This is a genomic window from Ruegeria sp. AK4 (genome assembly GCF_056541025.1).
Map to the genome: position 1 here is coordinate 18,421 of NZ_JBQFXS010000007.1, position 18,981 is coordinate 37,401.

The 18,981-nt window shown below is 62.4% G+C and carries 18 protein-coding genes and 1 tRNA gene; 6 read left to right on the plus strand and 13 right to left on the minus strand.

From position 1 onward, the window contains the following. Nucleotides 1–91 precede the first annotated feature (91 nt). Nucleotides 92–592, plus strand: coding sequence for a transposase (locus tag ACR0EZ_RS13885; protein ID WP_480614476.1), 501 nt, complete (start codon nucleotides 92–94; stop codon nucleotides 590–592). Between the two features lie 355 nt (nucleotides 593–947). Here the strand turns inward: ACR0EZ_RS13885 and ACR0EZ_RS13890 are convergent. From ACR0EZ_RS13890 to ACR0EZ_RS13950, 13 genes are all read right to left on the minus strand, one after another. Next, nucleotides 948–1,037, minus strand: a tRNA-Ser gene (locus ACR0EZ_RS13890). A 338-nt stretch (nucleotides 1,038–1,375) separates the two neighbouring features. After that, nucleotides 1,376–2,170, minus strand: a complete 795-nt coding sequence (locus ACR0EZ_RS13895) for a hypothetical protein (protein WP_480613960.1) — start codon at nucleotides 2,168–2,170, stop codon at nucleotides 1,376–1,378. 115 nt (nucleotides 2,171–2,285) lie between these two features. Further along, a complete protein-coding gene (locus tag ACR0EZ_RS13900) occupies nucleotides 2,286–3,173 on the minus strand; it encodes an RDD family protein (RefSeq protein ID WP_480613961.1) in 888 nt (295 codons plus the stop codon). Next, nucleotides 3,170–4,165 (minus strand): stage II sporulation protein M, encoded by a 996-nt coding sequence (locus ACR0EZ_RS13905; RefSeq protein WP_480613963.1) that lies wholly within the window; start codon nucleotides 4,163–4,165, stop codon nucleotides 3,170–3,172. The genes ACR0EZ_RS13900 and ACR0EZ_RS13905 overlap by 4 nt, the downstream gene beginning before the upstream one ends. Further along, on the minus strand, nucleotides 4,165–5,427 hold the full coding sequence (locus tag ACR0EZ_RS13910) for a DUF58 domain-containing protein (RefSeq protein ID WP_480613965.1): 1,263 nt from the start codon (nucleotides 5,425–5,427) through the stop codon (nucleotides 4,165–4,167). The genes ACR0EZ_RS13905 and ACR0EZ_RS13910 overlap by 1 nt, the downstream gene beginning before the upstream one ends. A gap of 17 nt (nucleotides 5,428–5,444) precedes the next feature. Further along, nucleotides 5,445–6,401: an AAA family ATPase gene (locus ACR0EZ_RS13915; protein WP_480613967.1), complete on the minus strand. Its 957-nt coding sequence runs from the start codon at nucleotides 6,399–6,401 to the stop codon at nucleotides 5,445–5,447. Next, the gene (locus ACR0EZ_RS13920; RefSeq protein WP_480613969.1) at nucleotides 6,391–7,701 is read right to left on the minus strand and encodes a hypothetical protein; all 1,311 of its coding nucleotides are present in this window, start codon (nucleotides 7,699–7,701) and stop codon (nucleotides 6,391–6,393) included. Before ACR0EZ_RS13920 ends, ACR0EZ_RS13915 begins: the two co-directional genes overlap by 11 nt. Next, on the minus strand, nucleotides 7,698–8,408 hold the full coding sequence (locus tag ACR0EZ_RS13925; protein WP_480613971.1) for a DUF4129 domain-containing protein: 711 nt from the start codon (nucleotides 8,406–8,408) through the stop codon (nucleotides 7,698–7,700). Before ACR0EZ_RS13925 ends, ACR0EZ_RS13920 begins: the two co-directional genes overlap by 4 nt. A 167-nt stretch (nucleotides 8,409–8,575) precedes the next feature. Beyond that, entirely contained in the window at nucleotides 8,576–8,968 is a 393-nt protein-coding gene (locus tag ACR0EZ_RS13930) for a carboxymuconolactone decarboxylase family protein (RefSeq protein WP_480613972.1), read from the minus strand. A gap of 17 nt (nucleotides 8,969–8,985) precedes the next feature. Next, nucleotides 8,986–9,726: a sulfotransferase-like domain-containing protein gene (locus ACR0EZ_RS13935; RefSeq protein WP_480613974.1), complete on the minus strand. Its 741-nt coding sequence runs from the start codon at nucleotides 9,724–9,726 to the stop codon at nucleotides 8,986–8,988. 4 nt (nucleotides 9,727–9,730) lie between these two features. After that, nucleotides 9,731–10,564 (minus strand): aspartate racemase/maleate isomerase family protein, encoded by an 834-nt coding sequence (locus tag ACR0EZ_RS13940; RefSeq protein WP_480613976.1) that lies wholly within the window; start codon nucleotides 10,562–10,564, stop codon nucleotides 9,731–9,733. Between the two features lie 13 nt (nucleotides 10,565–10,577). Continuing rightward, on the minus strand, nucleotides 10,578–11,669 hold the full coding sequence (locus tag ACR0EZ_RS13945) for an aromatic ring-hydroxylating oxygenase subunit alpha (protein WP_480613978.1): 1,092 nt from the start codon (nucleotides 11,667–11,669) through the stop codon (nucleotides 10,578–10,580). Then, nucleotides 11,666–12,553, minus strand: a complete 888-nt coding sequence (locus ACR0EZ_RS13950) for a MurR/RpiR family transcriptional regulator (RefSeq protein ID WP_480613980.1) — start codon at nucleotides 12,551–12,553, stop codon at nucleotides 11,666–11,668. The genes ACR0EZ_RS13945 and ACR0EZ_RS13950 overlap by 4 nt, the downstream gene beginning before the upstream one ends. Before the next feature lie 68 nt (nucleotides 12,554–12,621). On the opposite strand from ACR0EZ_RS13950, the gene ACR0EZ_RS13955 reads away from it, so the two are divergent. From ACR0EZ_RS13955 to ACR0EZ_RS13975, 5 genes are read left to right on the plus strand one after another with little or no spacing between them, the layout of a single operon-like run. Continuing rightward, nucleotides 12,622–15,075: an FAD-dependent oxidoreductase gene (locus tag ACR0EZ_RS13955; protein ID WP_480613982.1), complete on the plus strand. Its 2,454-nt coding sequence runs from the start codon at nucleotides 12,622–12,624 to the stop codon at nucleotides 15,073–15,075. After that, nucleotides 15,075–16,157, plus strand: coding sequence for an alcohol dehydrogenase family protein (locus ACR0EZ_RS13960; RefSeq protein ID WP_480613983.1), 1,083 nt, complete (start codon nucleotides 15,075–15,077; stop codon nucleotides 16,155–16,157). The genes ACR0EZ_RS13955 and ACR0EZ_RS13960 overlap by 1 nt, the downstream gene beginning before the upstream one ends. Beyond that, entirely contained in the window at nucleotides 16,154–16,729 is a 576-nt protein-coding gene (locus tag ACR0EZ_RS13965) for a dimethylsulfonioproprionate lyase family protein (protein WP_480613985.1), read from the plus strand. The genes ACR0EZ_RS13960 and ACR0EZ_RS13965 overlap by 4 nt, the downstream gene beginning before the upstream one ends. Further along, on the plus strand, nucleotides 16,726–17,829 hold the full coding sequence (locus ACR0EZ_RS13970) for a mandelate racemase/muconate lactonizing enzyme family protein (RefSeq protein ID WP_480613987.1): 1,104 nt from the start codon (nucleotides 16,726–16,728) through the stop codon (nucleotides 17,827–17,829). Before ACR0EZ_RS13965 ends, ACR0EZ_RS13970 begins: the two co-directional genes overlap by 4 nt. After that, a complete protein-coding gene (locus ACR0EZ_RS13975) occupies nucleotides 17,829–18,944 on the plus strand; it encodes a mandelate racemase/muconate lactonizing enzyme family protein (RefSeq protein WP_480613989.1) in 1,116 nt (371 codons plus the stop codon). Before ACR0EZ_RS13970 ends, ACR0EZ_RS13975 begins: the two co-directional genes overlap by 1 nt. Nucleotides 18,945–18,981: the final 37 nt, after the last annotated feature.

Below are 18,981 nucleotides of genomic sequence, written 5' to 3' on the forward strand. Positions count from 1 at the left end.
ACATGACACCACGCAAGCTGGTCGGCGATACGGGTTACGGATCGGCAGAGATGCTGGGCTGGCTCGTTGAAGACCGCGGCATCGCCCCGGTATTCCGGTCTGGGACAAGTCCAAACGAACTGATGGCACATTCTTATGCAAAGACTTTGTCTATGACCCCACGACCGACAGCTACACATGCCCGGGCGAAAAAAAACTGCGGACATACCGCCGGAACTTCACCAAGCCACGAAAACCCATTGGCGGCAAAGACGGGTTCATCAGATACCGCGCCTCAAAGCACGGTTGCGATATGTGCCCACTAAAGCCGCAGTGCTGCCCGGGAGACCCAGGGAGGCGCTTGATGCGCTCTGCCCATGAAGCCGCGCGTGACATTGCACGAAAAATCCGAAAGACCGATGCCTACCTGACCTCGTTCATCCAAAGGCGAAAAGTCGAGATGCTCTTCGCACACCTGAAGCGATACATCGGCGTCCCGATGATGCGGCCCCGAAGACCCAAAGGCGCATATGAGCAATTCCAACTCGCAGCAACCGCCCAAAACCTCAGGAAACTCGCCAAGCTGGTCCCGGCACCGGCACCAACAGGCTGAGAAGAAGAGCTCAGTGGCTTGCGGCTTCAACCTTCGAAACCCCAACCGCTGTCTATGTCAACACAATCTCCGCAATGCAGACCTTGATGAACCGTGCGGCTAAGGTTCGCTTCATGCGAGCAGTGATGGCTGCACAATCCTTTTGGGACTGGGCGGCAATGGTTTTAGGAAAGGTGCGGCAATCGCATTAGAATACGCAATTTAAATACGATGCGTGAAGCGGCCAATGGATTGCAGTTGGGCATAACTGATTCATCTGTCGCATGGGGTGGCAACCAAGCGCAATTGGGATGGTGGGTTTTTTGGCGGGTATCGCCATTAGAGCCGAAAAATACCATTTAAATTCAACGATATATGGCGGAGACGAAGGGATTCGAACCCTCGAGACGGTTTCCCGCCTACTCCCTTAGCAGGGGAGCGCCTTCGACCACTCGGCCACGTCTCCGTCGATGGGTATATCCTTGCAAGCGGCGGGAATACAAGGCGAAATTTCCAATTTGTGCGGGAGGTGGTCAAAACTCCTGAACCCGTTGAAATCAGGGAAAAACACGCCGCTTCCTCTGAGGTTTCGGCAGTGTTTTCAGAGTTTTTCTGACCCTAAGCCGCGCCCGCCAGGTTCAAATGAGCCAACGGCGCTGCGGCGGGACGGGGCGCGGCGATCCGTTATGCATCGCAATCGGCCCTTTTCGGGGCCGGACCGCCAGATAGGGTCAGGCTTTGATGGCCTGTCTCCTCCGGTTTGGGCGGTCCGGTGTTTGTTTTCACCTAGGTTACAGGCTTTGCCTATTTGAAGACATCCACCAGGTCCGAGACGCTGACGCCCTCTTTGATCTCTTTCAGGCGTGCGAAGATCATTGCGATGGCGACACCGCTCAGCCCATAGGCGAAGCCGTTGACGACGACCTGCACGAGGGTCAGCGGCCCGAAACCCGCGGTCGGTGTGGTTGCGAAGCTGCCGGTCAAAATGGCGACGACAAAGGCCAGCGCAAAAGAGATCAGCATGATGCAGAGGAACACCAGCACCAGCGCGCCGACGATGGGCCAGCGGTAGCCCCGGGTCAGGTCGGCGCTGCGCCGCAGGGCACCAAAGCCTGCGCCATCGATCACGATCGCGGGTGCGACGACAGAGAACACGCCGTACAGCCAGACGCCGGGGACGATGAAGAACAGCAGTCCGATCATGTTGCAGATGCCGACCACGATCGACAAAACCGCAATCGCGGGCAGATTGCTGAGGGCCGCGCCAAAATACCGGCCGATCTGCGCGGGACGTCCCAATTTGGCGTCATAGGCCAATTGAACCACCATTGCAGTTGTCAGCGCGACGGCCACCAATGTGATCAAAAACGTCACCATGAACACGAGGCCCAATCCGGCAAAGTCGATCTCGCCGGTCGGGTTGGCCCCGATGGACTGGTTCAGAAAAGGGGCGGTGGTCAGAATAATCTCGATCAGCGCGGGGATGAAACCCAGCAGAATTACAATGTGAATCTTCTTGAAAAGGATCGAAAAGGTTTCCGCGACAACCGCGCCTGTGCCGAAGGGTATGTGGGTGTCGGGATGGGGCATATCTGTCATGTTAAAGTCCTGAACTCAGTTAATGCTCCGCAGATAAGGCCGCATGGTCGCTATCACCCTCAAGACGAAAGTTGGGTTTTGTTTTCCCGGATTGGTAAAACTGCAACAGATGGGCCTAGTCCCGAGATTCGGCGTGGCGTTTGTCTTTGCGCTTCTCGCCAAAAAGCTGGCGCTGTTCCAGAAACGCACGCTGCGCCTTGTAGAATGCCTCGAGAAAAGCCTGATGGTCCTGCTCGCGCACCGGATCGGCATATTCGATCTTCTGGCGAATCTGGGTGACAACGGCGGCCAGTGTCTGTTTCTGGCGTTTATATGCCTCGGGGCCCATGGCGCGGTTTGCGGCGCGCAGCACGCTTTCGAGCGTTTGCAGCTCGTAGGCTCCGTAATATTCCAGCTGATGCGACAGGAACCGGAATTTCGGCTGCACGGCGGACGGTGGCCGGGCCATTTTCGTCATGTCCGGCAACAGGATCGGTTTTGGCAGGTGGATCACGAAGGTCCCGGCGACGAAATCGCCCAGCCGCTGCCTGCGCCGGTTGAACAGCGGCACGGACAGAACCGCAAGCACCCAGATCAGCGACAGGATTGACGGTATCAGCATTGCGGTGTTCAGGGTCACGACCATTGTGCCGGGCAGGAAAATCTCGGCCTCTTTCATCAGGTTGCGCACGACCAGAGATTGCGTGGTCAGCGCCTGACCATCGGCCGAGACCACCTTGATCCTCATCATCCGTTTGCCGATGGTCTGCCCGTTCCAGATGAGCTCGGATGCCGCGTAATAGGGGATGCGGATGAAGAAGAACAGCATGGCGGCAATCGCCGTTGCGGTGCCCGAGCTGACGAGTTCCAGCGCCAGCGCCAGCAGGAAAACGGCGATGGCGCCAACGACGGTGATCACAAGATCGGTCAGTTGCGCGGCGGTTCGCACGCCGACGCCAGCGACCCGGAAGTACAGAGGCACGCCTTCGGGCGGCAGCAGGCGGTCCAGCGCGGGTTTGGTCATGACCGTTTTCTCCCGCCCAGCAGGAACCAGAGCAGCCAGAGCAGGCCGATCCCCCAGCCAATCGCGATACGGGTGCTGCGGTCCTGCACCAACTGGCGTCCGAACCCTTCGAGCAGCGCGGCGGCCACCAGCATCAGCGCCGCAATCAGGGCCAGCTTGACCGCGTCATGGCCCGCTGCGCGCAAGGCGGCTTTTCGTGTCTGCTGGCCCGGAAACAGGACCGCAAGACCCAGCTTCAACCCTCCGGCCCCGGCGATGCAGATCGCAGACAGTTCGGTCACGCCATGGATCGAGAGCCAACCGAATATGTCCCAGCCCAGCCCCCGGTCGACATGCAGCGCGTAGAAAACGCCCAGCATCAGGCCGTTATAGAACAGCAGCAAAACCGTCGGCGCGCATAGAAAGGCGCCAAGGCCAAAGACGAGGATGGCGATGCGGGTGTTGTGGGAAAACAGGTAGGTGGCAAAGGCCCCAAGACCGTTGCTTGAGGCGTCGCCATAGATGCGTGAACGCAGGAATTCGGTCGTAGCCTCTGGCCCCCGCCCGCCGGCCAGTTCGGGGGCCATGAAGACATAGAACCATTCGGGATTGTCGAAATAGAAGAAATACCCGGCAACCGTCCCGGCCGCCATGCACAGAAACCCCAGCAGCGTCACCCGCCAGGATGACCGCATCGCCCGCGGGCCGCCGCTGGTCAGGAACTTGCGGAGGATGCCGCCCAGTCTTTGCTGCGGGGCATAGACGCTCAGATAGGCGCGGCTGGTCAGGGCTTCGAGATATTCAAGCAATCCGCGGTCCAGCGATATTTCGCGCGCGATGGACAGGGATGTGGTGGCCTGACGGTAGAGGTCGGCCAGATCGCGCGCCTCCTGAAAGCTCATGCGGTGCAGGCCCCGGGTTTCGGCCTTGTCGACAAGCGCGGATAATCTGCGCCAGTCGCCTTCGCGCTCCTGCCGGAACCGGGCCGAGCGGATCAGATCGCCCCGTGCCATCAGATCATCTCCCGCGCTTTGATTTCCAGATAGGTCGAGATCAGCCGGGCCGAGGCGGTGCCGGGTTCCGCATCGATCACGGTGATGCCCAACTGGTGCAGCCGTTCCAGCACCAGACGGCGTTCCTGTAGCAATTGGCCGGTCGACACGGTCCGGGCCACCCCGTCCATGTCCTGCGGCGGCTGGCTGACCTGCGCCTCGAGAACTGGATCGCGCAGCGCCACGAAAACAATCAGGTGACGTTTGGCCAGAATGCTGACATTTTCCACCATCAACTCGGCCGAGGTTGTATCGACGAAATCCGAGAATACGATGATCAGGCTGCGCTTTGGTGTCCGCGCGTTCAACTCGGTCATCGCCAGCGTGTGATTGGTCTCGACGCTTTCATAAGCCAGTTCGGCGGTGCGGCTGCGTAGGCGGGTGAACGCAGCGCGCCCCGGTTCGGGGGGCAGGAACAGCCGGGGTTTGGCGTCATAGGCGTAAAGCCCGACCAGATCGCCGCCGATGGCCGCCGCCCACGCCGTTGCCAGCGCCGCAGTGATGGCGTGGTCGATCTTGGGTAGGCCCGCGATTTCCTCGCGCATCTGAAAGCCGTTATCTAGGGCAATGATCACATGGTGGTTGCGCTCGGCCCGGACCTCTTTGGCGACCAGCGCGCGGTGCCGGGCCGAGCGTTTCCAGTCAATCGAGCTGGCATCCATGCCGGGGACAAATTCGCGAAGCTGATGAAACTCGGTGCCTTCGCCGATGGCCCGGTTTTCCTTGACGCCGAACAACCGGGACTGAACGGTTGTGGAAATTTCACCCGACTGCACCCTGCGGATATTCGGGATCACTGCGATTTCTAGGCCAAAGGCGACCTTGGGCACAAACTCGAACAGGCGCAGGCGCGAGGTCCAGGACAGCCACAGGTTCGACAGCACCCATGTCCCGCGCCGGATGGCCCGGAAGGGAATGCGGGCATGGCCCGTGGACAGGTCGACATTCGCGGGGCCTTGCAGGCCCTGGGGCCAGTCCAGTTCTCCGCGCAGACCTTGGGTGGTGGGGCTGACGGTGAGGTCGATCTGCGCGTCTTCGCCGACAAAGATATCTCCCAGCGGTTCGACTGAGATCGCCCGTTTGCGCGGCCAGGACAGCAACAGATCGCCGACCGCCAGCAGGCCCAGCACCGCCCACGGCAACCCGGCCACGGGGCGCGTGGCCTCGCCCATGATCACGGCGGCCAGCGACAGGCAAAGCGCCGCGCAGGCCGCGATCAGCAATATGCGGGATGGCCGGATCAGCGGGGGGCCTCGATCTGGTTGAGGATGTTTTCCAGAACCTGCCGCGCGCCGCGTCCTTCGATCTCGGCCGAAGGCGACAGGACGATCCGGTGCTGCAGCGCGGGGATGATCAGGGTCTTGACGTCATCGGGGATGGCAAAGTCGCGCCCGTTCAGCGCCGCTGTCGCGCGGGCCGCCCCGGCGATGGCATCCGCCGCACGGGTCGAGGCGCCAAAGGCGATATCGGCACTTTCGCGGGTGGCGCGCACCAGCCGCAGGATATAGGCTAGAATGTCGTCATCCAGCACGATCCCGTCGATCAGGCCGCGCGCCGCGGCCATGGTGGGCGCGTCCAGCAGGGGTTTTACCGTCTCTACCGCGCCCAGGAAATCCAGCGGCCGGCTTGCATGCTGGCGCAGGATCGACAGTTCGACCTCTTCGGGCGGAAAGATCAGGTTCACCTTGAACAGGAACCGGTCCAGCTGCGCCTCGGGCAGGGGATAGGTGCCTTGCTGCTCGATCGGGTTCTGGGTCGCGACAACGATGAATTCCGAGCCCAGCGAATGGTCGGTGCCATCAATCGTCACCATCCGCTCGTTCATCGCCTGCAGCAAAGCGGCCTGCGTTTTCGGCGGGGCGCGGTTGATCTCATCCGCCAGCAGAATCTGGCTGAAAACCGGGCCTTTGGTCAGAACGAACTCGCTGGTCTGAAAGTTGTAGATCGAGGTGCCCAGAACGTCGCCCGGCATCAGGTCGGGGGTGAACTGGATGCGCCCGAATTCCAGGTTCAGCGCGCCGGCAAAGCTGCGCGCCAGCAGGGTCTTTGCGGTTCCCGGCGGGCCTTCCAGCAGGACATGGCCGCGGGCAAACAGGGCGGTCAGCAAAAGGTCGATCACCTCATGCTGGCCCTGAACAACCTTGCCGATCTCGGCCCGCATGGCCTCGGCATGGGCGAATAAGTCATCAAGCGTCATCGGCAAGCTGCTCCAATATCGATTCAAATTGGTCTACGTAATGTATCGCGTCGTTGGGCCCCAGATGCGCGGGCAGGGCGCGGATCTTTGCGATCACATCCTCCAGCCGCGCCGCGAGGTCGGGCTTTCGGGCCCGGACGAAATTCAGATAGGCCACCTCGGGCGAGGTCTGGGTTTTGTGGCCTGCGCCAAACACCTGCGCCGCGCGGGCGCGCAGGCGGGTGTCGATGAAATCCGACAGCATGGCCCCGTCCTGATCCGTCATCCGCATCAGCCGCGCGCGCACCCGGTTGGCCCGGCGCTTGCCGGTTCCCTGCGCCAGCGGCAGGTCCGCGACCTGCCCGCTGCGCAGGCCACCGCGCCAGATTGCCAGCGCCAGCAGCAGCCCCGCGCCGATCCACAGGATCAGAAACGGCGGTTCGAACAGGCGTTTCAGGTCCTCCCAAGTGCGGTCCCGCTGAACCGCCTGTTCCGGCTTTGTCAGCCAGTTCCGGTCGCTGTAGTCGATGATGATCCGCTTATCCCCTGCAATACCGGGCAGCAGTTGCGCGGCGATAAACGCGTTGTCGCCCAAGGTCAGGCCGTGATTGTTCAGCAGATCGGGGTCGGACAGAACATAGACGTGATCCTGTTCGCCGTCCCCCGGCAGGGGGCACCGCCCCAGCAGCATTGCCCCGTTCCGGCCCAACAGGGGCTCGCACCCGAGCCCCTCAAAGGTCTGGGCCGCATAGATCCGCGCAACCAGATCGCGGTCTGAATTCAGCGCATACTCCCGAAACGGAGACCGCACAAAAGAGACACGCCCGACCTCGGGCCCCAGCACCTGATGCAGCACGGCCTGAATATCAGCGCGCGGGGCAATCAGAACCGGATGCCCGAACCCGGTCAGACGCATGCCGCTGCGCCACTTGGGCAGGATGACAAGGCTGGGTACGGCTTGCGCCCGTTCACGGATGACGTCGACGTCCTGATCAAACTCATCCGCCTGAAACAGCAGGTCTTCCTTGGTCTTGGCCGGGGTCCGGTCGGTGCCGGGATGGGTGTCGTAGATCGGTTGCACCAGCAGCCCGATGGTGCTGCGGTCCAGAGGCCACCCTCCGGTAAAGCTTTGGGCGGCGTGGCCTTCGCTGGTCAGCCAGTAATCCAGCCCGTCAAACCCGCTGGCGGATTCGCGCAGCGCGTATTGCCGCCCGGCCAGGATGTAAAGAAAGATGCCTGCGCACAGCACCACGACGACGCCGATCACGATCCAGTCCAGCCGCATCCGGCCATCGGTGTCGTAGAGGGTGATATCCGTCATGCGGGCACCTCGCGCAGGATCGGGCGGACGCGCGCGACCAGCGCGTCGAAATCCGTCTGACTGATCGAACGATGGCCGAAATTCACCCGCTCGCTCGCCAGCACCAGCGCACGCAGGTCCGGCATGTACCACAGGCTTTGGGGCAGGCTGCGCAGCGCCTCGCGATGGGTCCAGCTGCGTTTGAACAGCACCTCATTGGCGGCAAGGCAGCGGGTCAGGGCCATCTGCGCAAGACCCACAACAGCCAAGTCGCGATTGCCTGACCTGAGCAGGGCGTCAAGGTCCGGCAGCCTGTTTGCGTCCGGCATTTGATCCTCTGGCGACTGACCGGGCTTTCGCCGCGCATTCTCGCCGGCCGAGCGGAACGATACCGAGGCCCGCCCGGCGCCGAAATAGACGAGGGTGAAAATGAAAACCAGAACCAGCGCAGAAATGCCCGCCACGATCAAGCCTTCGCTGTCACCCTCGGACGGGTCCGTTTCAGGCGCGTCGTCCTTTTTCGGGGTAAACTCCGTGTCCAGCGGCGGGGCGGGTTGGGTCGGGTCGAAATAGACCACATCCGTGTCAATGCCCCGATACCGGACGGCCTTTTGATACGCGGCGCCGGATGCGCTGAGGTCCGGCTGGGAAAGCGCTGAATCCTGCGCGCGGGCGACAGTAGCGGCGCAGATATGCACAATGGAAATCAGGACCAGAAGAAATCGCATCGCGGTATCGTTAGTTCACTCTCTTTCCGCATGCAACAACCCGCGCCTTATCACGCTTGGATTGTCAGACACCGGTGCGGCAGCTTTGCCACTGTGCCCCAGCGTCATGCTTTGATGTGACTATATGATGACCATTTGCCATGCCGTCCGGATGGGCGTGTCCGGCCTCAGAGCATGTTTTCAGCCTCCAGCACCTTCCGGGCCACACGGAAACACTCCAGCGCCTGCGGGACGCCGCAATAGATCCCGATCACGTGGATGATGGCGCGGATTTCCTCGCGGGAAACACCGTTGTTGATGGCCCCCCGGCAGTGAATCTCCCACTCATGCATCTTTCCCAAAGCTCCGATCATGGACAGGTTCATCATCGAGCGCGTCTTGGCGTCGATCACCTCGTCCCCCCAGCCGAAGCCCCAGCACCATGCGGTCATCGCCTCCTGAAACGGGCGGGTGAACTCATCGGCGGCGGCCAGGTTCTTTTCCACATATTCGGCCCCCAGCGTGCCTTTGCGCTGCGCCAGCCCTTTCAGGAAAAGGTCTTCGTTGAAAGTGTCGGCCATGTCAGGTCTCCGGTTCGTCAGCAGGTCAGGCGATGGTGATAGAGGTGATCATAATGCGGTTTCATCCGGCGATGCACCTGCCTGACCCGATCCGGTGCATCACCGATATCGATATACGAGCGGGGCTGGGGCGCAAGCCCGGTCGAATTGGCCAGATTGGCATGGAACGACCCGCCATCCCACCAGCTATGCGCCGACGGGTCGCCGCCCGCCTGCCATGTCAGGGCATGTTCAAGGAACGGGATGCCCACCGCCGCGCAAAACTCTTGCGTCATCCCATGCGGGTCTTCCAGCAGATCGTCGCTGTCGATCACCGGCGGCGGGGTTCCGTTCAACGCCGTCAGCAGATCGAACAGGGCGCGTTGTTCCGGAAAACCAACCTCCCCTTCGGCAAAATCCGGCCAGCGTTTGTACATCGAGGTGATGGTCTTGGCCGGATCGCGGATCAGGAAGGCGTGGTTGAAGTGGGACAGGAATTCCGCATCCCACATGTGGTTGATGTAATGGGGGAAATCCTTGATGAAAACCGGACCGCGTTCCGCACGCGCCTGAATGTCGGCCCAGACTGACTCCAGCGTCAGGCCCGGTGTCGTCACGTCCCCCGGCTGAAACCGGTGCCACAGCGGATCTTCGCCCTGATACCAGGCCTCGCCAAACGGTTCGTGCAGGCATTCCATATCGCCGCGCTGGCGCATCATCCATTCAAAGGCGGTCGAGGTCGAGCGGGGCACGGCCCACAGCGCGAGGATTTTGTGCATGATCTCAGGTTCCTTGGTGCCGGAGCCGTTTCAACAACCGGCCATGCGCTGTTGCAGGCGCAAGGCCGAGCGATTTGAAAATACGCCAGTAAAGCGCGATGTCATGGCCGATCACCGGCTTGCCCAGGGCGGCCTCTAGCTGGTCGGCCAGATGCAGCGGGCGCTGCGGCAGGCCATCCGGCCCGGTGCGGAAATTGCACATGCCGTTGATCAGGATCGCATCCGCCTGCGGCGCCTGCTCGGCCACATATTCAAAGCTCTTCATCGCCAGATCACTGTCGAACACCCAACGGCAGGCGTTGATATCCTCCTGACTGTCAAACCACCCCTGATCGTGGAAATTGCCCGCATAAAGCACATCGAACCCGGCCTCCTGCAGAAACCCGACCGTGCCCTGCCACCATGCGGGCCAGTGATAGGCAGCGTTCAGCGCCACCTTTTCCACATTCATCTCGCGCAGCGCTTCGATCATGGCATAGCCCGCCATGTGAAACCGGGTGCCATACTTGTCCGACAGATCCGCGCAATGCTGCCGCACGCCTTCAACCCCCAGCCCGCAGGCATGAACCCAGTTCGAGCCGACCTGACCGCACACATCCACCCCGTTGCGCGACATGCAATGCACGAAATCCTCGAGCATGCCGAAATTCTGTTTACGCTGATCCAGCCCGTGCACATAGTCCGGCACATGCAGCATCCAGCCATGCACGCCGACCGTTTCCGGGCAGATGCGCAGAAAATCCGACGGGGCGGCGTCAAAATCGAAGGGCGGACAGGTGAAGCCGACCTGATGCGGGAACAGCTTGTGTTCGGGTCGCCAGTCTTCGGGCATCAGCATGGGGATTCTCCGGTCAAGGATCCACCGCCTCGCGCATCCATTGTTGCAACCGGGCAATCGAGTGTTCCGACATCACGCCACAGCCCGGGTCCAGCACCAGCGGGCCGGGGCGGTAGCCGCGGGATTTCAGGCCGCGGTGGACGCTCTCGACCAGACGGATGTCTTCCTCGACCGTGGTTTCGCGGTCCTGCACCGCCAACTGCCGGATTACCGCGCTTTCCGAGCCGCCCTCGGTATACCAGCCGCGCCAGACGGTGCAGTGGTCGGCATCGTTTGCGCGCCAGTGATAGGTGTTCAGCACATTGCCTGGGTAGCACTGGAACGAGAACATTGGCCACAGGAACCACGACTGATAATCCCCCGCATGCGGCACCGACAGGTCGATGGGATAGGTCATTTTGTCGAGGCTTTGGCACTCGGTGGTATGGCGCAGCACATAGCCGCCGCCCGCGTCGGGTTGGATGTCATAGGTCTCGGGCTTGACCACGCCTTCGGCAAAGGTCGGATGGTTGGTGGGGCAGTGGTAGCATTCCGAGTAGTTCTCGATACTGACCTTCCAGTTGCAGTTTTCGGGAATCTCGACCCATTCCAGCGGTTCCAGATCGTCGATATGCGGAACGAAGGCGCGGATTTCCTCACGCACGCCGGGATACCACTCGTCCATCGGCGCGGCGGTGTCGTCGAGATTAACGAAGATGAAGCCGTTGAACACCTCGGTCCGCACCGAGGTCAGGCAGATGGTACTGCGGTCAAAGCCGGGGACGGATTTGATGTTGGGCCCGGCGCGCAACTGGCCGGACAACTCATAAGTCCAGGCGTGATAGGGGCAGACGACCACGCGGGTGTTGCCTGCGCCCGTCACCATCTCATGGGCGCGGTGTTGGCAGACGTTATAGAAGGTACGGATTTCGCCGTCGCGGCCGCGGATGCAAAACAGGCTCTGACCGGCGATCTCGAAGGCGAAATAATCACCCGGTTCCCGCACCTGCGCCACATGGCCCGCGAACTGCCAGGTTCGGGCCAGCAATCCCTGCAGTTCCTGCTCGAATATCGCAGGGTCGGTGTAATAGCGCGCGTCCAGCGAGTGGGTCAGGGGGGCGTTCATTCGGGCTCCTCCGCGTAGAGGCCAAGTTGGTGTCTGCGTTGGTGAAACCGCTCCACCCGCTCGACGATCTCATCGCTGGACACGGCAATCACGAAGGACAGCAGCGTTTCCAGCAAGGCGATGGTCGAGACGGAGGAGGGGAAGAATTGCGGCGTGTCGGCGGCCACGACAAAGCCGTGCTGCGCGTTCAGGATGACCGGGCTGGCCGGGCTGTCCGAAATGCCCACCACGGTCAGCCCCTGTTGGCGGGCCAGCTTTATCGCGTCGATCACCTCGGTCCGGTAGGGGTGGCAGGTGATGGCGATCAGCACGTCCTGTTCATCGGCCCAGGCCAGATCGTCGACAGGGGTTGAGCCGGGGCGGGGAATGGCGTGGAACTGTTTCATCCCCGTCGAGGCCAGATAGGTGAAGTTGCGCGCGTTGGCGTTGTTGACACCGACGCCCAGCGTGAAAATCTGGCGGCAGGTCCAGATATCCTCGGCTGCGGATTTCAGGCTTGCGGCATCGATCCCGGCAAAGGTTTCCTCGATATTGCGGATCGCAGCGCCCACCATATCGGCATAGAGCCCGCCCAGTTCCCCGGACTTGCCGATATCCTGCAACCACCGCGCGCGGTCGGGAAAGGACACGGTGCCCTGCCGAATCGCGTCGCGGAAGGGGGCGCGGAAATCTTCATAGCCTTCGAACCCTACCTGCCGGGCCATGCGAACAAACGTGTTGGGCTTGACCTTTGCGGCCTCGGCAATCTCGCGCACGGTCGAAACCCCAACATCCGTTGGGTTTTCCAGCACATACCGCGCGGCCTTCTGAGCCTCGGGCGTCAGGGCCTCCCATTCCGCGCTCAGGCGGTCGAGAACGATTGATGATACATTTGTGTCATTCATGATTGACGATGGTACAAATGTGGAATTAGCCTGTCGAGCAGAAAAGCGACTCGGGAAGAGGAAATGTCATGTCCGAGAAGAAATTGCCGTCACACGCCCGCGTGGTCATCGTTGGAGGCGGCGTCATGGGGGTCGGTCTGGCCTATCATCTGGCGCATGAAGGCTGGGGCGACGATACCGTCCTGCTGGAAAAGGCCGAGCTGACCAGTGGCAGCACCTGGCACGCGGCGGGGCAGATCACCCATTCGACCTCGAGCTTCGGGCTGGGCAAATGTGTGGATTACAACATCGGGCTTTACTCCGGTGCGTTGGAGGCCGAGACGGGCCAGCCCGTCACATGGCATGGCTGCGGCTCGTTCCGTCTGGCCTATACCGAGGATGAGATGGACTGGCTGCGCCACACCCTGTCGGTGGGCCGGTCGCTGGGCTTCAACATCGAACTGGTCGGGCCGGAAAAGGTGGCGGAACTGCACCCGTTCTACAATCTGGAAGGCGTGTTGGGCGCGCTGCATACGCCGGATGACGGTCATGTCGATCCGACCAACGTGACCATGGCGATGGCCGCGGGTGCGCGTCAGAAGGGCGTGCGCATCTTCCGCAACTGCCGCGCCACAAACATCACGCAGGCCGAGAACGGCGAGTGGGTGGTCGAGACAGAGCAAGGAACAATCACCTGCGAGCATGTGGTGAATGCAGGCGGCACCTATGCCCGTCAGATGGGCGAATGGTCCGGGTTGCAATTGCCGATGACCTCGATGACGCACCACTATTTCGTGACCGAACCGGTGCCCGAGTTCCAGAACCTGGACACCGAACTGCCGGTGATCCGCGATGACCGTAAGGTCTCGGGCTATATCCGGATGGAGCAGCAGCGCGGGCTGATCGGGATTTACGAGAAGGAAAACCCGAATTCGGTCTGGCATGATCATTGCCCGTGGGAATACGAGAACTGGCTGTTCGATGCGGATTACGACCGGGTGATGCCATGGCTTGAGGAAAGCCTGAACCGGATGCCGATCTTTGCCGAGCTGGGCATTCAGCGGGATGTGCATGGGGCGATTTCGCACCCGCCGGATGGCAACCCTCTGATCGGGCCTGCGCCGGGGGTGCGCAACTACTGGTGCTGCTGTGGCACGCAGATCGGCATTGGCTGGGGGCCGGGTCTGACGCGCGAGCTGGCGCGCTGGATGGTGCATGGGGCTGCCGATATCTCGATGCGCGAGTTCGACCCGCGCCGGTTCGGTAGCTATGCCACCAAGGATTGGCAGGTGATCAAGGCCGAGGAAGATTACTGCCTACGCCACGAAATCCCCTTTCCGCATTTCAACCGTCTGGAAGGGCGTCCGATCAAACCGTCGCCTCTCTATGAGTTGCTGAAATCCAAGGGTGCAGTGCATGAGGAGGTTTATGGATTCGAGCGCCCGCGCTGGTTCGCCCGCGATGGCGTCGAGCAGCGCGACCACTACTCCTTCCGCCGCACGCCCGCCGACGACATGGTCGCGGCTGAGGTCAAAGCGGTGCGCGAGCGTGTCGGCATCATGGATGTGACCGCCTTTACCAAGGTCGAGGTTTCGGGCCCGGATGCCTACGCACTGCTGGATCGGCTGACCGCCAACCGGATGCCGCAGAAGGTGGGCTCGATCACGCTGACCCATATGCTGAACCGCCGCGGCCGGATCGAACTGGAAACAACTATCGTCCGCATGGCCGATGACCGCTTCTATCTGGTCTGCGCGGCCTTCTTCGAACAGCGGTTGCTGGATCATCTGGCGCAGCAGCGTGCGGGTGAGGATGTGCAGATCACCGCCCTGTCCGCCGATTGGTCGGCCCTGTCGCTGAACGGCCCCCGGTCGCGGGACGTGTTGGCGCGCTGCACCGATGCCGATCTGACCAATGCCGGGTTCCGCTGGCTCTCGGCGCAGGAAGTCACTATCGCGGGCCACAAGGTCTGGGCCTTCCGCATGTCCTATGCGGGCGAGTTGGGCTGGGAATTGCACATGCCCAACGCCGCCTGTCTCGACGTCTACACCGCGCTATGGGCGGCGGGTGAGGTGCATGGCATCGCCGACTACGGCAGCTTTGCCATGAACGTGATGCGGATGGAGAAGGGCTTCAAAGGCGCGGGCGAATTGACCAATGAGGTCACACTGGCCGAGGCGGATGTGCTGCGCTTTGCCCGCACCGACAAGGACTATCTGGGCGGGGACAAGACCCTGAACACCGACCTGCCCTGGGTCTGCGCCTATCTGGAAATCGAACCGGACGGAGAGATCGACGGCCATGGCGGCGAGGCCGTCATGCTGGACGGGCGCGTTGTGGGCTCGACCGCCTCGGTGGCCTATGGGCACACGGTCGGCAAGATCCTCGCCTTTGCCTATATCAAGCCCGAGGCCGCCAGGCCAGGGACGGAGTTGCAGGTGGTAATCCACGGCACCCCCCGCGCGGCGCGCGTGCTGGGGGAACCGGCCTATGATCCGCAAAGCCTGCTGCCCCGCACCGATGCCGTGATGGAGACTGCATGATGAAACTGCCCGATACAATGAAAGCCATGGTCACGATGGGCCATGGCGGTCTGGAACAGATGGTGCTGCACGAAGGCTGGCCGCGCCCCGATCCGGCCCCCGGCGAGGTGCTGATCAAGGTCGCGGCCTGCGGCCTGAACAACACTGACGTCAACACGCGCTCGGGCTGGTATTCGAAAACCGTCACCGATGCGACCACCGGCGGCGCGTTTGACGAGGTCGGGCAGGACGACCCCACCTGGGGCGGCGCACCGATCACATTTCCTCGCATTCAGGGGGCCGATATCTGCGGGCAGATCGTGGCCGTGGGCGACGGGGTCGATCCCGCGCGGATCGGTCAGCGCGTCATCACCGATGGCTGGCTGCGCGACCCCGAGGACCCCGGCAACATGGACAAGACCGGCTATTTCGGCTCGGAACGGGACGGCGGGTTTGCCGAATACGCCACGACACTGGCGGTGAATGCGGTGCCGATCACCTCAGACCTGTCGGATGCAGAACTGGCAACGTTTTCCTGCTCTTACTCCACCGCCGAAGGCATGCTGACCCGCGCCAATGTCACCGAGGAAGACACCGTTCTGGTACCCGGAGCCTCGGGCGGCGTCGGCGGCGCGTTAGTGCAATTGGCGAAACGGCGCGGCGCGCGTGTGATCGCCCTGGCGTCCGAGGCGAAACATGCCGACGTGGCCGAACTGGGGCCGGACATGATCCTGCCGCGCGCGCCCGAAAATCTGCGCGCCGCGCTGGGCAGCGAGAAGATCACCGTGGTCGCGGATGTGGTCGGCGGCCCCTATTGGCCGAACCTCATCGACTGTCTGGAACGCGGCGGGCGTTATACCTGCTCGGGCGCGATTGCAGGCCCAATGGTCGAGTTCGACCTGCGTACTTTCTACCTGCGTGACCTGACCTTTACCGGATCAACCGTGATCGCCCCGCAGGTCATGCGCAACCTCGTCACGTATATCGAAGCGGGTGAGATCAAACCCGCCCTCGCCGCGACCTATCCGCTGGAGGAGTTGCGCGACGCCCAGGCGGCTTTCATCGCCAAACAGCACACCGGCAATATCGTGGTGGTACCATGACGCTGGACGATGTTCTGGAAGCCGCCCGGCAGGTGCATCAGGCCCATCCCGATCTGTCGGCTTTTGGGCCGTGGCCCGATGACCTGACCCCGACCGAATTGCACCCAAACGCGGTCCCTGCCGTTCCTCTGGTGCAAGAGATCCCCACCAGCGACGCGCCAACGAATCCGCTAACCGACGCGATCCGCGCAACCGCACATCTGGCCCATTGGAAACACACCTATACCGAGGCCGAGGTCGGAGCCGATTTCCTGAACCGCTATGGCTACTACGAACTCTTCGGCCCGACCGGCCATTTCCACAGCACCCAGTTGCGGGGCTACGTGGCCTATTGGGGCGCGGGCCTGACCTATGACTGGCACAGCCATCAGGCGGAGGAACTGTACCTGACCCTGGCCGGTGGCGCTCTGTTCCGGGTCGATGGAAACGACGCCTATATCGGCCCGAACCAGACCCGCCAACATGGCAGCTGGCAGAGCCACGCCATGATCACGCCCGACGAGCCCATCCTGACCTTCGTACTGTGGCGCGGTGAAGGCATGGCCGATCTGCCCCGGATGGACGCCGCATGAAAATCACCCGCATCCGCATCTACAAGACCGCGCTGCCCTATGTGGGTGGGGCCTATGTCTGGGGCGCGGGCAATGCGATTGAAACCGCCACCGCCTCGGTTGTGGTCATCGACACCGATGCCGGGCTGCAGGGATGCGGCGAATTCACGCCCTGCGGTGAAAGCTACATGGTCGCCCATTCCGAAGGCGTGGCAGCGCTGGCGCGTCTGGTCGCGCCGAAACTGCTGGGCGAAGACCCGCGTCAGGTAGCCCGGATCGAGCAGCTGATGGACCATCTGGTGCAGGGGCACGGATACGCCAAGGCCCCCTTCGATGCCGCCTGTTGGGACATTCTGGGACAGGCCTGCGACCAGCCGGTCTGGATGCTGCTGGGCGGCAAGCTGACCGATGGCGCGCCGATGTACCGGGTCGCGCCGCAAAAAACGGTCGAGGAAACAGTGGCCGAGATGAACGCCTATCGCGATCAGGGCTATCGCCAGTTTCAGATCAAGGTGGGCGGCGACTGGGCCAGTGATATCGACCGCATCCGCGCCACCGTGCCGCTGCTGCAACCGGGCGAAAAGGCGATGGCGGATGCCAATCAGGGCTGGCGCGTGGACAATGCGATCCGGGTGGCGCGGGCGACGCGCGATCTGGACTATATCCTCGAACAGCCCTGCCGCAGCTATGAGGAATGTCAACAGGTCCGCCGCGTCGCCGAACAGCCGATGAAGCTGGACGAATGCCTGACGGGCCTGCATATGGCCCAGCGGATTGTCGCGGATCGCGGGGCCGAAATCTGCTGCCTGAAACTCTCAAACCTCGGTGGGCTCAGCAAGGCGCGGCGGGTGCGGGACTATCTGATCGACAACCGCATCCCCGTCGTCAGCGAAGACACATGGGGCGGCGAGATCACGACCTCGGTCGTCGCCCATTTTGCCGCCTCAACACCCGAAGACTATCTGCAAAACACCACCGATCTGATGAACTACAACAGCCGATCCACCGGAATCGGCGGTCCGATGTCGCGGGATGGCAAGCTTTATGCCCCGGATACGCCAGGACTGGGCGTGACACCGGATTTCGAAAGCCTCGGCGCGCCCGTGGCGGAGTACGCCTGATGAAGATCAAAACCATCACCGTCTATCAGGTCGACCTGCCGCTGGAACACCCCTATTGGCTGTCGGGCGGTCGCCTGAAATTCGAAACGCTGGATGCGACGCTGGTGAAAATCGAAACCGATAGCGGCCTGACCGGCTGGGGCGAGGGCACGCCGTGGGGTCACACCTATGTTCCCGCTCACGGCCCCGGCATTCGTGCAGGGATCGAAACCATGGCCCCGTTCCTCCTCGGCCTCGACCCCCGCAAAGTGCTGGAGGTGGAACGGACCATGGACACCGCCTTGCCCGGCCACCTCTATGCCAAAAGCCCTATTGATATGGCCTGCTGGGACATCGCGGGGCAGGCGGCGGGCCTGCCGATCGCCGACCTGATGGGCGGCGGGTCCCGCACACCGCGCCCGATTGCCTCGTCTGTCGGGGCCAAGACAGCCGAAGAAACCCGCGCCGTAATGGACCGCTACCGCAACCGCGGCTACGTGGCCCATTCGGTCAAGATCGGCGGCGATGTCGAACGCGATATCGCCCGGGTCCGCGACGTGGAAAGCATCCGCCGCCCCGGCGAGATCGTGCTTTATGACGTCAACCGAGGCTGGACCCGGCAACAGGCCCTGCGGGTGATGACAGCCTGCGAAGACCTGAACGTGATGTTCGAACAGCCCTGCGAAACGCTGGACGACATCGCCGCCATCGCCCCCCGCCATGCTTCGCCCGTATCAGTAGATGAAAGCCTCGTCACCCTGCAGGACGCCGCCCGCATCGCCCGCGATGGGCTGGCCGAGGTGTTCGGGATCAAACTCAACCGCGTCGGCGGCCTGACCAAAGCCGCCCGCATGCGCGATATCGCGCTGGCCCACGGAATCGATATGTTCGTGATGGCCACCGGCGGCTCGGTCCTGGCCGATACCGAGGCGCTGCATCTGGCCGCCACTATCCCCGATGACAATTGCCACGCCGTCTGGGCCTGTCAGGATATGATCGCTGTCGACATCGCCGGCGGGCGCGGCCCCCGCAACATCGACGGCCACCTGCACCTGCCCGAAACCCCGGGCCTCGGCGTCCACCCCGACGAAGACACCCTCGGCCCCACAATCGCAACCTACGAGGCCCCGCGATGATCCCCTGCTTCATCTGTCCAAAAATATCCCGGGGCGT

Coding starts and splice junctions, on each gene's coding strand:
- ACR0EZ_RS13895 (WP_480613960.1), bottom strand. CDS start 2,170: ATGACAGATATGCCCCATCCCGACACCCACATACCCTTCGGCACAGGC.
- ACR0EZ_RS13900 (WP_480613961.1), bottom strand. CDS start 3,173: ATGACCAAACCCGCGCTGGACCGCCTGCTGCCGCCCGAAGGCGTGCCT.
- ACR0EZ_RS13905 (WP_480613963.1), bottom strand. CDS start 4,165: ATGGCACGGGGCGATCTGATCCGCTCGGCCCGGTTCCGGCAGGAGCGC.
- ACR0EZ_RS13915 (WP_480613967.1), bottom strand. CDS start 6,401: ATGACGCTTGATGACTTATTCGCCCATGCCGAGGCCATGCGGGCCGAG.
- ACR0EZ_RS13920 (WP_480613969.1), bottom strand. CDS start 7,701: ATGACGGATATCACCCTCTACGACACCGATGGCCGGATGCGGCTGGAC.
- ACR0EZ_RS13925 (WP_480613971.1), bottom strand. CDS start 8,408: ATGCGATTTCTTCTGGTCCTGATTTCCATTGTGCATATCTGCGCCGCT.
- ACR0EZ_RS13930 (WP_480613972.1), bottom strand. CDS start 8,968: ATGGCCGACACTTTCAACGAAGACCTTTTCCTGAAAGGGCTGGCGCAG.
- ACR0EZ_RS13935 (WP_480613974.1), bottom strand. CDS start 9,726: ATGCACAAAATCCTCGCGCTGTGGGCCGTGCCCCGCTCGACCTCGACC.
- ACR0EZ_RS13940 (WP_480613976.1), bottom strand. CDS start 10,564: ATGCTGATGCCCGAAGACTGGCGACCCGAACACAAGCTGTTCCCGCAT.
- ACR0EZ_RS13945 (WP_480613978.1), bottom strand. CDS start 11,669: ATGAACGCCCCCCTGACCCACTCGCTGGACGCGCGCTATTACACCGAC.
- ACR0EZ_RS13950 (WP_480613980.1), bottom strand. CDS start 12,553: ATGAATGACACAAATGTATCATCAATCGTTCTCGACCGCCTGAGCGCG.
- ACR0EZ_RS13955 (WP_480613982.1), top strand. CDS start 12,622: ATGTCCGAGAAGAAATTGCCGTCACACGCCCGCGTGGTCATCGTTGGA.
- ACR0EZ_RS13960 (WP_480613983.1), top strand. CDS start 15,075: ATGAAACTGCCCGATACAATGAAAGCCATGGTCACGATGGGCCATGGC.
- ACR0EZ_RS13965 (WP_480613985.1), top strand. CDS start 16,154: ATGACGCTGGACGATGTTCTGGAAGCCGCCCGGCAGGTGCATCAGGCC.
- ACR0EZ_RS13970 (WP_480613987.1), top strand. CDS start 16,726: ATGAAAATCACCCGCATCCGCATCTACAAGACCGCGCTGCCCTATGTG.
- ACR0EZ_RS13975 (WP_480613989.1), top strand. CDS start 17,829: ATGAAGATCAAAACCATCACCGTCTATCAGGTCGACCTGCCGCTGGAA.